This window comes from Mesorhizobium sp. M0293 (assembly GCF_040321735.1).
Taxonomy (GTDB): domain Bacteria; phylum Pseudomonadota; class Alphaproteobacteria; order Rhizobiales; family Rhizobiaceae; genus Mesorhizobium.
Genome location: NZ_JAMYSA010000014.1, coordinates 26365 through 41573, shown reverse-complemented (window position 1 = coordinate 41573; position 15209 = coordinate 26365). Strand labels below are relative to the sequence as shown.

16 protein-coding genes are annotated in these 15209 nt (G+C 64.8%); all 16 read right to left on the bottom strand.

Going from position 1 to position 15209, the window contains the following annotated elements; genetic code table 11:
* Positions 1 to 5: 5 nt before the first annotated feature.
* Positions 6 to 230 (bottom strand): DUF2274 domain-containing protein, encoded by a 225-nt coding sequence (locus tag NKJ06_RS08185; RefSeq protein WP_023673788.1) that lies wholly within the window; start codon positions 228 to 230, stop codon positions 6 to 8.
* A 1-nt stretch (position 231) separates the two neighbouring features.
* Entirely contained in the window at positions 232 to 1482 is a 1251-nt protein-coding gene (locus NKJ06_RS08180) for a TraB/TrbI/VirB10 family type IV secretion system protein (protein WP_352809579.1), read from the bottom strand.
* Positions 1479 to 2618, bottom strand: a complete 1140-nt coding sequence (trbG, locus tag NKJ06_RS08175) for a P-type conjugative transfer protein TrbG (protein WP_352809578.1) — start codon at positions 2616 to 2618, stop codon at positions 1479 to 1481. Before trbG ends, NKJ06_RS08180 begins: the two co-directional genes overlap by 4 nt.
* Positions 2615 to 3298: a conjugal transfer protein TrbF gene (gene trbF, locus NKJ06_RS08170; protein ID WP_352809577.1), complete on the bottom strand. Its 684-nt coding sequence runs from the start codon at positions 3296 to 3298 to the stop codon at positions 2615 to 2617. Before trbF ends, trbG begins: the two co-directional genes overlap by 4 nt.
* Before the next feature lie 2 nt (positions 3299 to 3300).
* A complete protein-coding gene (trbL, locus tag NKJ06_RS08165) occupies positions 3301 to 4662 on the bottom strand; it encodes a P-type conjugative transfer protein TrbL (protein WP_352809576.1) in 1362 nt (453 codons plus the stop codon).
* A gap of 1 nt (position 4663) precedes the next feature.
* Entirely contained in the window at positions 4664 to 5083 is a 420-nt protein-coding gene (gene trbK-alt, locus NKJ06_RS08160) for a putative entry exclusion protein TrbK-alt (protein WP_352809575.1), read from the bottom strand.
* Positions 5070 to 5828 carry a P-type conjugative transfer protein TrbJ gene (trbJ, locus tag NKJ06_RS08155; protein ID WP_352809574.1) on the bottom strand — a complete coding sequence of 253 codons (759 nt, stop codon included), beginning with the start codon at positions 5826 to 5828 and terminating at the stop codon, positions 5070 to 5072. Before trbJ ends, trbK-alt begins: the two co-directional genes overlap by 14 nt.
* A complete protein-coding gene (gene trbE, locus NKJ06_RS08150) occupies positions 5825 to 8278 on the bottom strand; it encodes a conjugal transfer protein TrbE (RefSeq protein ID WP_352809573.1) in 2454 nt (817 codons plus the stop codon). Before trbE ends, trbJ begins: the two co-directional genes overlap by 4 nt.
* 14 nt (positions 8279 to 8292) lie before the next feature.
* Positions 8293 to 8589 carry a VirB3 family type IV secretion system protein gene (locus NKJ06_RS08145; RefSeq protein WP_352809572.1) on the bottom strand — a complete coding sequence of 99 codons (297 nt, stop codon included), beginning with the start codon at positions 8587 to 8589 and terminating at the stop codon, positions 8293 to 8295.
* On the bottom strand, positions 8589 to 8882 hold the full coding sequence (locus NKJ06_RS08140) for a TrbC/VirB2 family type IV secretion system protein (protein WP_352809619.1): 294 nt from the start codon (positions 8880 to 8882) through the stop codon (positions 8589 to 8591). Before NKJ06_RS08140 ends, NKJ06_RS08145 begins: the two co-directional genes overlap by 1 nt.
* Positions 8883 to 8917: 35 nt before the next feature.
* Positions 8918 to 9934 carry a P-type conjugative transfer ATPase TrbB gene (trbB, locus tag NKJ06_RS08135; RefSeq protein ID WP_352809571.1) on the bottom strand — a complete coding sequence of 339 codons (1017 nt, stop codon included), beginning with the start codon at positions 9932 to 9934 and terminating at the stop codon, positions 8918 to 8920.
* 216 nt (positions 9935 to 10150) lie between these two features.
* Positions 10151 to 10468 (bottom strand): helix-turn-helix domain-containing protein, encoded by a 318-nt coding sequence (locus tag NKJ06_RS08130; RefSeq protein ID WP_023707464.1) that lies wholly within the window; start codon positions 10466 to 10468, stop codon positions 10151 to 10153.
* Positions 10465 to 10839: a type II toxin-antitoxin system RelE/ParE family toxin gene (locus NKJ06_RS08125; RefSeq protein ID WP_502905597.1), complete on the bottom strand. Its 375-nt coding sequence runs from the start codon at positions 10837 to 10839 to the stop codon at positions 10465 to 10467. Before NKJ06_RS08125 ends, NKJ06_RS08130 begins: the two co-directional genes overlap by 4 nt.
* Positions 10840 to 10924: 85 nt before the next feature.
* Entirely contained in the window at positions 10925 to 11380 is a 456-nt protein-coding gene (locus tag NKJ06_RS08120; protein WP_352809570.1) for a CopG family transcriptional regulator, read from the bottom strand.
* Positions 11381 to 11387: 7 nt separating this feature from the next.
* Positions 11388 to 13373 carry a conjugal transfer protein TraG gene (locus NKJ06_RS08115; RefSeq protein ID WP_352809569.1) on the bottom strand — a complete coding sequence of 662 codons (1986 nt, stop codon included), beginning with the start codon at positions 13371 to 13373 and terminating at the stop codon, positions 11388 to 11390.
* A 27-nt stretch (positions 13374 to 13400) separates the two neighbouring features.
* Positions 13401 to 15140, bottom strand: a complete 1740-nt coding sequence (locus NKJ06_RS08110; protein ID WP_352809567.1) for a relaxase/mobilization nuclease domain-containing protein — start codon at positions 15138 to 15140, stop codon at positions 13401 to 13403.
* Positions 15141 to 15209: the final 69 nt, after the last annotated feature.

The window sequence follows — 15209 nt, the reverse complement described above, 5'->3', positions numbered from 1 at the left end:
CGCCTCTAACCACCCTCCGAACGCTTTGCCCTGGCAAAGCCTCGATCCGTCGCAATGAACCGCTCCAACATCGCAACGATGAGGCGCGGCGCATCGGCGGGCCGTTGCCCCGCTTCGCGGCCGAGGATCTCGGCATAAGCGGTCAGATCACGGTGCAATGCCGCGGGTAGTTCCACCATGACCTTGACAGGCTTGTCGTCAGCGATTGGCCCCAGTTTCAACTTGGCCATTTCAGCCTCCGTAAGATTCGAGCACAAGATCGCGGGTGACGATGACGCGCACCGGGTATCCCGGTCGGATGGTGAGTGTCGGCGCTATGTTGAGCTGTCGCTGGACGATCTGCTGGCCTGTCTGGCTTATGCTATCGGAAGCACCCTGACGAAGAGCGCGCATAATGTTGCTCTCCTGGCCCGATGAGCCTGCTTGCGCGCCGATGCTCAGAACCGTGGAGAGCGCGGCTGCCTTGAACAACTCGCCCCAGTGATAGTCGACGCCATCCTCGAGGCCAGCATAGCCTTCCGCATCCGCTCCAGGCTCACGTTCCAGAACGATGGAGCGGCCGTTAGGAAAAATCAGCCTGGTCCAGACCAGCAACATGCGACGCTGGCCGAAGCCGACGCCATTGTCATACTGGCCGATGAGACGCGTCCCCTGCGGAATGAGAAGGATGTGGCCGGTGGGGCTGTCATAGACATTCTCTGTCACCTGCGCGGTGATCTGACCCGGCAGGTCGGAACGGATACCGGTGATGAGGGCGGTTGCGATGACGGCGCCTGCCTGCAGGACGTTCTTCGACGCCGGCGCCGCAACACGGTCCGACGAGACGGTTCGCTTGTCCGGCGGCTGATTGAGGAACGCGAGTTGGCGATCCTGCGCCAAGGGCGTCGCAGGTTGCGGCGCGAGGCCAAGGCTGGCGAGGTCGGTCTGTGGCATGGTGCCTGTCGTGCCTCTTCCAGGCTGAGCGGCGGTCGCGTCGCTTGCGGGCCGCGTTTGCGTGGACGCAAACAGACGCGCGGTCCTCGCCGCTTCCAGTTCCTGCTTCCGGCGCTGCTCCTCCGGGTCCGGGCCGATGGGGCCTGTCGACAGCGCGGGGCCGCCATTCTGTGCGGCGAGGATCGGGCGGCCAAGATCGCCGGGAAGCGGTGGGCCAAGCTTCGGAACGCCCGCATAGTCCTTTGGCAGGCCGGCGAGCCCATCGGGCGTCGAGCGATTGTCGGTTGAATACAGCTCCTGCCCCCGGCCTTGCTGACGGTTCTGCAGCGCGTAGATCAGCGCCCCGCCGACAGTCAGGCTTGCGGCGAGCCCCAACCCGGCCAGCGCTTTGCGGGACAGACGCGTCACGCGCGGCGGCTCGGCGCGCAGCCGCATCGCGGCGGCCGGCTCGCCTGTCAACGGCCGGGCGTCATCTTCGACCGACGCCTCCGGCCGGGCTTCATCCGCCGGCCCCCGGCCTTCCTTCCCGGGACCCAATCTGTCGCTCACGATGGCGACCCTCCCCTGTCTGTTCGGAGGTACGTCGCTGGCGGGGTCTCACCAGGACCACGCATCCATGAAAATCGACTGCTCCTCACCCCATCGGTGCGGGAGATGCGGATGCGCTGCTGGTTCTTGCCTGCGCCGAACCGCAACTCGGCGGCGGCAAACAGCCGGTCGACGATCATGTAGTTGCCACGCACCCGGTAGTTGACCAACTCGGACGTGTCGCCTTCCGGCCCGACCACGAAGAGTGGCGGCATCTCGCCCTGGCCGATGCCTCGCGGGAACTCGATGAACACCTGCTTGCCATCGTCGAAGGCGCGCAGCGGCCGCCACGGTGCGCGATCGCCAGTCACCTCGTAGCGGAAATTGACGCGAGAAAGATCGATGCCTGTCGAGACCGGCTGTGCAGCCTCAGCCTGCTGGTTCTGTCTGCGCAAGGCGATGAGTTGGTCCTGCGGGTATTGCCAGGAAACCGACGCCATATAGGTCGACGGCGTCGAGCGCAGTTCCATGTGATAGGTACGCCGATCGGTATTGATGACGAGATTGGTGAGAAGGTCGGCGCGCGTCGGCTTGACGAGGAGGTGGACCTGCTTGGCCCCGCCCGTACCGCTCTCGGTATCGCCGATGATCCAGCGCACGGTGTCGCCGGCGGCGACGGGACCGGAGCCGACAAGTTGCTCGCCGGGCTGGAGCGCGATGTCGGTGATCTGCCCCGGCGAGGCATAGACCTGATAGAGCGCGCCATCGACGAACGGATAGACCTGCATCGAGTTGATGAAGCCGTTGCGCACAGGCTGGACGCGCGCGGCGGCATTGGCAAGGTTCACGCGCGCGGTCGGATCGGTCGGTTCCGGCTCCGGCTTTGCGGCCTTGCCGAGCAGCTTCAACTGGCCTGGAAGCGGCAGCGGCTTTGACAGCTCGACCACCTTGACGGGCGGGGGCGGATCGACGGATTGCACGGCCGGGACCGGATCATCATAGGATATCTCCGGCGGCTTCTGCCTGGTGGCACAGCCAGTAAGCACCGAAGTGCAAAGCAGGAATGCCGGGAAGGCCATTTTGCGGAAGGCCGGCATTGCGTGGATGAGGAAAGCCGGACGCCCCCAGGGGGCGGCTTTGCAGAGTGCGGCCGTCATTGTCCAAGCTCCTTCGACCAGTTGATGGCGTTGACGTAGATTCCAAGGGGGTTCTTCCGCAGCGTGTCGGCGTCGCGCGGGGGCTGCACGACAATGGTGAGAATGGCGGACCAGCGCTCCGTGGAAGCGAGTGAGCTGTCCTGATAGCGACGTTCGACCCAGGCGATGCGGAAGCTCACCGGCGATGCGCGGATTACCGACGACACGTCGACGGCGACCTGCTGCTTGCCGACCTTGGTGAACGGGTCATTGGCGCGCGCATAGTCGTTGAGAGCCAGCGCCCCGCCCTGCGTCGCGAAGTCATAGGCGCGCAGCCAGTTCTGCCGCACGATGACCGGATCGGCGGGGATCGACCTCACCTGTTCGATGAAGTGCGCCAGGTAGAAGGCAATCTGCGGATCGTTGGGCTGATAGTCGGCGGCGGCGGGTCCCACAGCCTGCGCCTGGCCGAGACGATCGACCTGCACTACCCAGGGGACGATCGAGCCGTTGGCGGATTGCCAGACGAGTGCTGTGGAGAAGCCGGCGGCGAGCGCCAGGGAGGCGAAGGCCATGGTGCGCCAGTTGCGCGCCTGCACGCGAGCCGAACCGATGCGCTCGTCCCAGACCTGGGCAGCACGCTGGTAGGGCGTCTCGGGTTGTGGGGATCTGCCGTAGTGCGTGGACGGTCGTTTGAACATGCTCAGTCACTTTCAGAGAGGTTGATCGAGGAGCCGCCGCCATGGCTGTCGCCACTGCGAACGGCGTGAGCGGCGGCCTGGACGCCATGGGTCATCAGTTGCGAGCGCTTCATGCGCTTTGCCCAGGCAGGCTGACTTTCGGTGGCGGAGGACGCGACGGGAGCGGAGCCGGCTTCGGGCGCGTTCGCGCCGATTGTGCCGGCGGTGGAGGATCCGCCCGTCGTCTCGAAGGCAGCGCGAGCGCCGGACTGGTAGCTCTGCTTCACGCCGCCTGCCGCATGATTGGCCGCGCGCTTGAGCGGCGAGATGGCGCCTTGGGCACCGGCGCTGATGACACCGCCGAGCCCGGATGCGACGCCGGAAAAGCCTGACTGTCCGGCCGCGCCGAGGCCGTAGGCTGTGGATGCCCTGCCCGCTGTCGCGGCCCCGCCGCGAGCCGCTGCGGCCGCGCCGCCGCCAACAGCCGCACCCCCAGACATGACTGCACCGCCGGCCGCCGCGCCCACTGCTGCCATGCCGCCGGCGGCGAGCCCGGTGCCGACCGCCGCACCCGCGCCGAGCTGCGGACCGCCGGAGACGAGACCGTTGGCAATGCCGGGTCCAAATATGCCAAGGCCGAGCAGCGACAGCGCGGCCAGTACGATCGCCATGGCGTCGTCGATCGACGGCGTGTTGCCGCCGAATCCCGAGGTGAACTCGGAAAAGAGGGTCGAGCCGATGCCGATGATGACGGCGAGCACGAGCACCTTGATGCCGGACGAGATGACGTTGCCGAGCACCCGCTCGGCCATGAACGCGGATTTGCCGAACAGACCGAAGGGAATCAGCACGAAACCGGCGAGCGTCGTCAACTTGAACTCGATCAGCGTGACGAAAAGCTGGATTGCCAGGATGAAGAAGGCGAGCAGCACCAGCGCCCAGGCGAAGAACATGCAGGCGATCTGGATGAAGTTCTCGAAGAAGGACCAATAGCCCATCAGGTTCGAGATCGAGTCCAGCAACGGCCGGCCGGCGTCGAGCCCGGTCTGCGCCACCTTGCCCGGGCGCATGAGATCGTTGACGGTAAAACCCGTACCCGAAGCCTTTAGGCCAAGCCCGGCGAAGCTTTCAAAGACGATGCGGGCGAGGTTGTTCCAGTTGGAGATAAGGTAGGCGAAGACACCGACGAAGAGCGTCTTCTTGACGAGGCGCGCCATGATGTCGTCGTCGGCACCCCAGGACCAGAAGAGCGCCGCCAGCGTCACATCGATGACGATCAGCGTCGTGGCGATGAAGCCGACCTCGCCGCCGAGCAGGCCGAAGCCGCTGTCGATGTAGCGCGTGAAGACTTCGAGGAAATGGTCGATGACCCCCATGCCGCCCATATCAGCGAATCTCCGGCCGAGGCGGCTCGACCTGCATCGCCGGAGCGGTCACATCCCCCCGATGCCCTTCTTTCCGGTCGCCTGACGCCGGCACATTCGGAAACAGCGTTGTCGGCGCTGCCGGAACAGGCGCGGTTGCCGAGCCGCGTTGACCGAGAAACCGGCGCCGGCTGTCTGCCCACGCTTTCAGGCAGCCGGGATCGCGAGGACCGGCCTCGCCGATCGCGGAACAGCGGCGCAATTCGGACGCGAGCGGGTCTTGTGACGCGATGGAACGGTCGCGCGTCGCCAGGGCGTCAGGCTCATCGTCCTTGCTGCCCATCTCGATTGCGGTCACTGTCAAAGCGACACCGATGAAGACGACCGCGCCGATGCGGGCGAAGATCTTGCCATCCATCGCGCCGGCCTCAGTTCTTGCCATAGAACATCTGCGCACTGCCGGGTTGGTAGCCAGAGCCCTGCGTCAGGAAGCGGCGGCGCTGCTCGCGGCCCTGGTCGGCGGCGGTGGCCTGTTCGGCCGATTGCAACGCCTGCGCCCGACCGTTCGCCGCGACAACAGCGGTGAGATCGGCGAGCTGCTGCGCCTGAAGCGCAAGGAGCTGGTTGCCGGCCTGTGTTGCCTGAAGCGCTCCGGTCGCACCCTGGCTCTGGCCGACCAGTGCCGACATCTGCGTTCGATTGGTGTCGATGTTGCCGACGACGCCCGCCTGCACACGCATTGCGTCCTGAAGCCCACCAACCGTGTTGCCCCAGCGCGAGCGCGCGTCGGCGATGAGTTGCTGATCCGACGCCGAGAGTGAGACGTTGCCGTATTTCTGCTGGAAGGCCTGATCGATCTGCTCGACGTCATAAGCGATGTTCTGTGCCTGGCCGAGCAATTGCTGCGTGCGCTGCACGGACTGTTGGAGCTGTTGGAGCGAGGAGAATGGCAGGCTGGCGAGATTGCGGGCTTGGTTGATGAGCATCTGCGCTTGGTTCTGAAGCGAGGTGATCTGGTTGGTGATCTGCTCGAGCGAGCGCGCTGCCGTCAGGACGTTTTGCGAATAGTTCGAGGGATCGAAAACGATCAAGGCTTGTGCCGGCGTCGCCAGCATTGGCGCGACGGCGGCGGGAGCGACAAGCAGGGCGGCAGCGAACCGCATGCCAAGCGAGCGGCGCAGTTTCATGGGAACTTCTCCTTGTTGGTGAGGGCGGGGCTGGTTAGGGCGGGAACGAGTTCAGCGGCCCAGCCGACGCCACGGTGGGTCAGCCAGGTTGCGAGGAACCCGTCACGGCCATGCTCGGCGACGATGCGGGCGATCGCGGCCTGGTCGGTCTTTGCGGATACAGCGCAAAGCGCGAGTGCCACATCGGACAAGCCGAGCTCGAACAGCCGGTTGCCGCGACGGGACTGGCAGTAGTAGTCGCGCTTCGGCATCGCCCGGGCGATGATCTCGATCTGCCGATCGTTGAGGCCGAAGCGGCGATAGATCGCCGTGATCTGCGGCTCGATGGCGCGCTCGTTCGGCAGGAGAAGCCGGGTCTGGCAGCTCTCTATAATCGCGGGCGCGATTGCCGCACCATCGATGTCGCTGAGTGACTGCGTGGCGAAGATGACGCTGGCGTTCTTCTTGCGCAGCGTCTTCAGCCATTCGCGGAGCTGGCCGGCGAAACCGTCATCGTCAAGCGCAAGCCAACCTTCGTCAATGATGAGAAGGGTTGGCGAGCCATCGAGCCGGTCCTCGATGCGATGGAAGAGATAGGACAGGACCGCGGGCGCAGCACCCGTTCCGATCAGCCCTTCGGTCTCGAATGCCTGGACCGACGCCGATCCGAGCTGCTCACGCTCGGCATCGAGCAAGCGTCCGTAGGGACCACCCACGCAGTATGAGCGCAGTGCCTGCTTGAGATCATTTGATTGCAACAGCATGACCAGACCGGTGATCGTGCGCTCCTCGACGGGCGCGGAGGCCAGCGAGGTCAACGCCGTCCAGATATGCTCCTTGATCTCAGGTGTGATCGTCAAACCTTCGCGTGCCAGGATCGCCACGATCCAGTCAGCGGCCCAGGCGCGCTCGGGGACATGATGAACACGCGCGAGCGGTTGAAGGCTGACACTGTCGTACGCCCCATCGCTGAGATCGCCGCCGAGATCATGCCAGTCGCCGCCCATGGCGAGTGCCGCCGCGCGGATCGAGCCGCCGAAATCGAAGGCGAAAACCTGCGAGCCTGCATAGCGGCGGAACTGCAGCGCCATCAGAGCCAAAAGGACGGACTTGCCGGCGCCGGTCGGGCCGACGATCAGCGTATGGCCGACGTCGCCGACGTGAAGCGAAAGCCGGAACGGGGTCGAGCCTTCGGTCTTGCCGAAGAGCAGAGGGGGCGCTGCAAAATGCTCGTCCCGCACCTCGCCCGCCCACACCGCGGAAAGCGGGATGATGTGGGCGAGATTGAGGGTGGAGATGGGAGGTTGACGGACGTTGGCGTAAACGTGACCCGGCAGGCTGCCCAGCCACGCGTCGACGGCGTTGATGGTTTCGATGATCGCTGTGAAATCGCGACCCTGGATGACCTTTTCGACCCGACGCAGTTTTTCGTCGGCGGTGCCGGGATCATCATCCCACACCGTCACCGTTGCGGTGACATAGGCCATGCCGGCATAGTCGGCGCCGAGTTCCTGCAGCGCCATGTCGGCGTCGGCGGCCTTGTTTGCGGCGTCGGTGTCCACGAGGACGGACGCCTCGTTGGTCATCACTTCCTTCAGGATCGCCGCGACCGACTTGCGCTTGGCGAACCATTGACGCCGGATCTTTGTCAGCAGCCTGGTCGCATCGGTCTTGTCGAGCAGGATCGCGCGTGTCGACCAGCGATACGGGAACGCCAGCCGATTCAGTTCGTCGAGCAGACCCGGCGTGGTCGCGGTCGGGAAACCCGTGACCGTGAGAATGCGCAGGTGCGACGCGCCAAGCCGCGGCTCAAGCCCGCCGGTTAGCGGCTGGTCGGCCAGCATGGCGTCGAGATACATCGGCGTTTCGGGAACGCGGACACGGTGGCGATTGGTCGAGACGCAACCATGCAGATAGGTCAGCGTCTCGGCGTCATCGAGCCAGCGGCACTCCGGCATGAAGGCTTCGACAAGGCGCAGGACGCGGTCGCTGCGATCGGCGAACCCGGTCAGCACCTCATGGGGGTCCATACCCTTCTTCTCACGCCCTTCATAGAGCCAGCTTTCCGCGCGCGCCGCGTCTTCGGCGGGCGCAAGATAGGTAATCGTCAGGAAGTAGCTGGACTCGAAATGCGCGCCGGCCTCCTCGAATCCCGCCTTTCGTTCCGCATCGACCAGGTTGGAGGCCGCATCCGGAAAGCGGCTGTCGGGATAGCGGGTCGAGGCATGACGCTGCGCCTCCACGAAGATCGCCCAGCCGGACCCGAGCCGGCGGAAGGCATTGTTGAGCCGGCCGGCGACGGCGACCAGTTCGGCCGGCACGGCGCTGTCGAGATCAGGACCGCGAAAGCGCGCGGTGCGCTGGAAGCTGCCGTCCTTGTTGAGGACGACGCCGGCGCCGACCAATGCCACCCAGGGCAGGAAGTCGGCGAGCCGGCTGCTACGATTGCGATATTCGGCAAGATTCATCATCCAATGGCCCCCCCTCAGACCGTGAGATGCGCCGGGATGCGCAGGTGCCGGCGAACGACGTCGACGAAAAGCGGATCGCGCTTGGCGGCCCAGACGGCGGCAACATGGCCGATCGCCCAGATGGCGAGGCCGACGAGCCACAGACGCAGCCCCAACCCCACGGCGCCGGCGAGCGTCCCGTTCATGATCGCGATGGCGCGCGGGGCGCCACCGAGCAGGATCGGCTCGGTCAGCGCCCGGTGCACGAGGACCGCATAACCCGGCACTGCGTAGTCCGGCATTGAACCGCCCTGTTCGACAGAACCCGCCATCAGACCAGCGCTCCGCCGCCGAACGAGAAGAACGACAGGAAGAAACTCGACGCCGCGAAGGCGATGGACAGGCCGAACACGATCTGGATGAGCCGGCGGAATCCGCCCGCCGTGTCGCCGAAGGCGAGCGTCAGGCCGGTGACGATGATGATGATCACCGCCATGATCTTGGCGACCGGGCCTTCGATCGACTGGAGGATCTGTTGCAGCGGCTGTTCCCACGGCATCGACGAACCGGAGGCATGAGCGGGCGCGGCCATCACCAGCGAAATCGTGGCAACGGAAACGGTCATGGCGAGACGATGGCGCGCGAGGCGCAGGCGTTGGATCACGGATTTTCTCCTTCAGGGCTTTGGATGAGCAAGGTCGGGCTGTCGTCGCCCTCGATGACGGCCGGCGCGACCTGGTAATCACCGTCCGGGCGCAGGCCATCGACACGGGCGAGTTCGGACAGACGGCGCGCGGAGCCGCGGCCGGAAAGGACGGCAACCACGTCGATTGTCTCGGCGATCAGCGCGCGTGGAACCGTGACCACGGCTTCCTGGATGAGCTGTTCCATCCGCCGCAGCGCGCCGATGGCGCTGCCGGCGTGGATCGTCCCGAGGCCGCCGGGGGGGCCGGTGCCCCAGGCCTTGAGCAACTCGAGCGCCTCGGCCCCGCGCACCTCGCCGACGGGAATGCGGTCGGGGCGCAGGCGCAGCGACGAACGAACGAGATCGGAGAGTGACGCGACGCCATCTCTGGTGCGCATCGCCACGAGATTGGGCGCGGCGCATTGCAGCTCGCGCGTATCCTCGATGATGACGACGCGATCAGCGGTCTTGGCCACCTCGGCCAGCAGCGCGTTGATCAGCGTGGTCTTGCCCGTGGATGTGCCGCCAGCAACGAGGATGTTCGCGCGGTTGGCAACGCCCTGGCGCAGCGCGTCCGCCTGCTGCGCCGACATGATCCCGGTCGCGACATAATCTTCGAGGGTGAAGATGGCGACGGCGGGCTTACGGATCGCGAAGGCGGGCGCCGCGACGACGGGAGGAAGAAGCCCCTCGAACCTCTCCCCCGTCTCGGGCAGCTCGGCCGAGACGCGTGGGGCGCCGGCATGAACTTCGGCACCGACATGATGAGCAACGAGGCGAACGATGCGCTCGCCGTCCGCCGCCGACAAACGTTCGCCCGTATCGGATAGGCCCTCGGACAGGCGATCGATCCACAGACGCCCATCGGGGTTGAGCATCACTTCGACGATGCTCGCATCGTCGAGATAGCGCGCGATCGCAGGCCCGAGCGCTGTGCGCAGCATGCGTGCGCCGCGCGCCAGACCTTCTGGATTGTGAGGCGAAGCTGCCATCCTGTCCCCGTTTCGATCCGGGGGAACATGGACGGCCCCTGGACGGGGATGATTAAGAGAGCCACATCTCGAGTGGTTTCAACACCTATGTCGAGCCATAGTGGCGTAGCGTGCAAATACAGGAGATTGGCGGTGCCGACCTGTAGTCAAGGCTGACGATCTTCAGGAAGGGCGGCGCTCGCCGTCAATTGTCCGCTCGTCGGCAAAGCCGTCTGATCAAGCGGCTTCAGCACGAGTTGACCGTCGAGGCTTGTGGCGAACCACCACGTCGACCTTGTAGTCGAGCCGGTCCAGACAGCGAACCAGCCTGTCTATCGAAAACTTACCCGTGCGCCCGGTGACGATCGCGGAGACGTCGGGCTGCTTCATTCCGAGCAGTTCAGCCGACTTCGCCTGGGTCAGGCGCCGGCGCTTGATAATGGCGCGGATCTCGCGGGCCAGCTTGGCCTTGAGCAATTCCTCTTCGGGATTGTCAAAGCCGAGGTCCGCAAACACGTTGCCGCTGCTCACTTCGGCGGTGATGTCTTCTGTCATGACTTTGTTCCTTTCCCATGGTTTTCGCGGTAGTGCGCCTCGGCCGCGTTCAATCGCACTGTCACGAGATCGATTTCATGCCTGGGTGTCTCCCTGCCCTTCTTCGACTTCTTCTGGAAGCAATGAAGGACGTAGATCACGCCAGCGAAACGGACGGTGTAGACCGCGCGGTAGGTATCTCCGTCGAAGTCGTCGACCACCTCGAGGATGCTGCGGCCCCCAAACCCTTTCAGGGCTTTGACAGCCGGGTGCTCCTCACCATTCTGGGCGTCGTTGATTGCGACACCCATCAACCGGCGAACTTCGACCGGAAACTCGCGCAGGTCATCCTTCGACGATCCCATCCATACCGTGGGCTTTTGGTTTTCCATTTGCGCTCGCCTTATAGCATAAAGACTATAATTTTCAACGAAAAATACTGATCGAGGCTAGCAAAATCTCAGTCCGCCCGTCCATTTAGCCCACGGGCCTGCCGGGCTGGTGTGAGTCTAGGCGGCCATCGACATCCTCGGAGATTTCCTGTCGAAGCTTTGGACCTTTCGCCAGGCGCCGGCCGAGTGCGGTGACAAAGGCATCATAGCGCTCGCCAGCCTTGGCGTGGGCCGCCTGCGCCGCGGGCTCGGGCAACGCCGTTGTTGTCGCTAGCCAGAAGCGGACGAAAACCGCGAGCGTCTCCACGGCAATCGCGACATCGCGCTCCTGGCGTGTCATACGGCGATCGAGCTGATCGAGCCGCTTGGTGATCGCCGCCTCCTGTCGCTCGGCGGCATCGGGTGAGAGGAACGATTCGATGGCCGCTTCCGCGACGAGCGACCGCGAAAAATCTCGGCGCGCCGCATGTTCGGCCAGCCTGCTCATGACCTTCGGATCGAGATAGACGGACAGGCGTTGTTTGCGGGGTGGCTTTACCATGGGGGCCTCACATATCCACGCCGTCACCGGGGTCGAGCGACGCCTGCCGCGCAATGCCCTGCATGAGGCGCGTCAGTCGACGATTGCGGGCAACACTGTCTTCCACGTCGTCCTGGTGATCGATCTCGAATTCGTTCTCGGTCGAAGGCTCCACGACCTGCTCGACGCGACTGAGCTCAGGTTGCCGACGATGCTCGGACTCAGTTGTGTCGTCATCCTTGGCCGACGGCGCCGACGTGGCTTCAGCAATCTGCGGACGGAAAGGCAGAGGCAGTTTCGTCCAGTCGTCGGGCCTCCCCTCCTCTGCCGCCGCCGTCAGCACCGGTGGCGGCAGGATCCGTTCCCGGAACCGAGCATCCTCATGATAGCGCGCCTTTTTGGCGCGGATCGGCGGCGCACCCGAGACCATGACAATCTCGTCGGTGGATGGCAGCTGCATCACTTCACCCGGCGTGAGCAGCGGGCGAGCCGTCTCGGAGCGGGAGACCATGAGATGACCGAGCCACGGCGACAGCCGGTGGCCAGCATAGTTCCTCATGGCCCTCATCTCGGTCGCTGTCCCAAGCGCGTCGGACACCCGCTTGGCGGTGCGCTCATCATTGGTGGCAAAGCTCACCCGGACGTGACAGTTGTCGAGGATCGAGTTGTTGGCGCCGTACGCCCTCTCGATCTGATTGAGGGATTGAGCGATCAGGAAGCTTTTCAGCCCGTAGCCGGCCATGAAGGCGAGCGCCGACTCGAAGAAGTCGAGGCGGCTAAGCGCCGGAAATTCGTCGAGCATCAGGAGGAGCCGGTGCCCTTGCGCCCTCACCTGAAGATCTTCAGTCAGGCGGCGACCGATCTGATTGAGGATCAGGCGAATGAGCGGCTTGGTCCGGTTGATGTCGGACGGCGGTACGACGAGGTAGAGCGTCGTCGGATGCTTGTCGTCGACAAGGTCGGTGATACACCAGTCGCAGCGGCGGGTCACCTCGGCCACGACAGGATCGCGATAGAGGCCAAGGAACGACATGGCGGTGGAGAGCACGCCGGAGCGCTCGTTGTCTGATTTGTTCAAGAGCTCCCGCGCGGCGCTGGCGATGACCGGGTGCGGACCGCCCTCACCCAGATGCGCTGTTTTCATCATCGCCGACAGCGTCGATTCGATCGGACGCTTCGGATCGGAAAGAAAGCCGGCGACGCCGGCAAGCGTCTTGTCCGTCTCGGCGTAAAGCACATGCAAGATCGCGCCGACCAGCAGGGCATGGCTGGTTTTCTCCCAATGGTTTCGCCGCTCGAGCGAGCCTTCGGGATCGACCAGGATGTCGGCGATGTTCTGGACGTCGCGGACTTCCCATTCGCCGCGACGCACCTCAAGCAGCGGGTTGTAGGATGAGGATTTCGGATTGGTCGGATCAAACAGCAGGACCCGGCCATGCCTGGCGCGAAAACCCGCGGTGAGTTGCCAGTTTTCGCCCTTGATGTCGTGGACGACGGCGGAGCTCGGCCAGGTCAGCAACGACGGGACGACGAGGCCGACGCCCTTGCCCGAACGTGTGGGCGCAAAGCACAGCACGTGCTCCGGTCCGTCGTGGCGCAGATAGGCGCCGTCAAACCGCCCAAGCACCACTCCATCGGAGCCGAGAAGGCCAGTTGCCTTGACCTCCTGCTTGTCGGCCCAGCGGGCGGAGCCGTAGGTCTCGACCTTCTTGGCCTCGCGAGCCCGCCAGACCGACATGCCGACGGCGACGGCGACGCAGGCGAAACCGCCGGAAGCCGCGATAAAGGCTCCCTCCACGAAGATCGACGGCGCATAGGCATCGAAGCCATACCACCACCAGAAGAATGACGGCGGAAGGTAAAACGGAAAGCCCAGGAAACGGAACCATGGCCTGCCGAGCTCGGGCTGGAATGCCAGGCGCCAGGCCACCCACTCCGTCGCGCTCCAGGTGGTGATCAGCACGATCATCAAGACCGCGAGGATCTGGCCCCAGAGTATTTTGGTGGCGGACATGGCCGTGGTCCTTTCTTCAAATTTAGGTTAGAGGCCGAGGCCTCGCTTGCGGCCAAAACTCCAGTCGATGCCGTCCTCATTGCGAGCGACACCAGAGACGTGGCGGCCAAGATGTTTTTCCAGGGACGGCGTCCAGGGCACCAGTTGGAAACCGAGGCCGTCATCGATCATGGCAAAGCGGCCCGACGCGAGCGTGAAGCGTTGCCGATAGGAACCGGCTACGAACTCGCCGCCGCGGGCGCGGTTGAAGGGCTGGCCGTTTTCGGCCGAGAGCTTTGCGCCGAGCGCCCCCAACTCGCGGCGACGCAGCGTCTCGATCAGGTTGCGGGTGAAGGTTGTGCGTTGGCCATGCCGCTCGCCGAGGCCCTGTTGGACGAGGTGGTCGGCACGGCGCTGCATCGCCTGCCGCACCTCGGCGCCGAAGCCGCCTTCGGATAGTGCAATCGGTTCGCGGGCGATGTTCTGGCGGTCAAGCCAAGTTGCGCCGGCGGCGGTAACCTGCTGCTCAATGTTGAGATCGGAACGGACAGCGAGTGCTGCGCGTCCATGTCCCTGCGCGTCTTGGAACTTGCGCACTTCGACGATCGAACCCGGAGCGCTGTCGCCGGCGGCATCGAGGTCAAATAGCTTGATGTGATGTGTGCGGCCGTCGGTGCCATCGACCACGGCGTAGGCGCTGCCCTTCAGCTCATCATCGAGGCCGCGCGCGACCAAGCGACCGACGATCGGCGTGTCGAGGCGCTCCGCTGCCAGCACATAGTTCGCGGAGCCGCGCTCAATACCCTGTTCCGTCAGGGCGCGGTGCATACGCTTGATGATGTCGCCGCGGTCGCCAAGCTCGCGCAGCGTCGCCTCGGCCTTGTCGTCGATCATCCATTGGCCCGGGCCGACCTGTTCGGCAAGGCCAAGGGTTTCGAGCTTGCGCACCCGCCCGACCTTCAGCACGTGATACTCATCGGGCTGAGCGTTCGCAGCGGAGGCAAGGTCGACAACGCCTGCGTCGCGGCCATCGCGAACAAGCTGCCGGTCAAGCTGGGTCCAACGTTCGGCCTCGACCTGACGCTGCAGATTGCGATAGATGTCGAGATCGGTGCGCGGGCCGAGCTCCTGGGTAACGAGATCGGCGGCACGGGCGCGCATCCCTTCTTTGATGTAATCGCGGGAGATCACAAGATCCTGCCCGTCTTCAGTCTGGCCACGCAGGATGATGTGAAGGTGCGGGTTGTCGGTGTTCCAGTGATCGACGCCCGCCCAATCGAGTTTCGTGCCGAGGTCCTTTTCCATCTGCCCCATCAGATCGCGGGCGAAGGATTTGAGGTCCGCCATGTCGATGGCATCTTCCGGCGAGACGATGAAGCGGAAGTGGTGCCGATCATCGCCACACCGCGCGGCGAAAGCACCGCCATCCACCTCCCCGGCCCCCGGCCCGAACAGCCTTGCCTTCTCCCCGTCCCGGGTGACGCCCTCTCGGCCCAGATAGGTGAGATGGGCGGCAAGCGGCGCTGCGCGCGCGTGATGACGCACTAGCCGTGTCTTGATGATCACGGCTCGCGAGCGGCTGGTGAGGAGACGATTGGCACGCACACTCGCCGAGCGGCCACGCCCGAAGGTCGAGCGATTGCCCGAACTGATCCGGCCGGTGCGAGAGATACGAGCGCCGGCCTTCTGGGCGGCGGCAAGCGCCTGCGCGATGAAGGGCCTGGCCCGCTGGGCGCCCGATGAGCGGATGCGGCCGGGCCGGATTCGGAAACCATCCTCACCGTTCATGGCGAAGATCCGCACATCGTGTCAAGACACGGAAATCACGGGTAAATCGGAGTTCTGGCGAGGTGCACC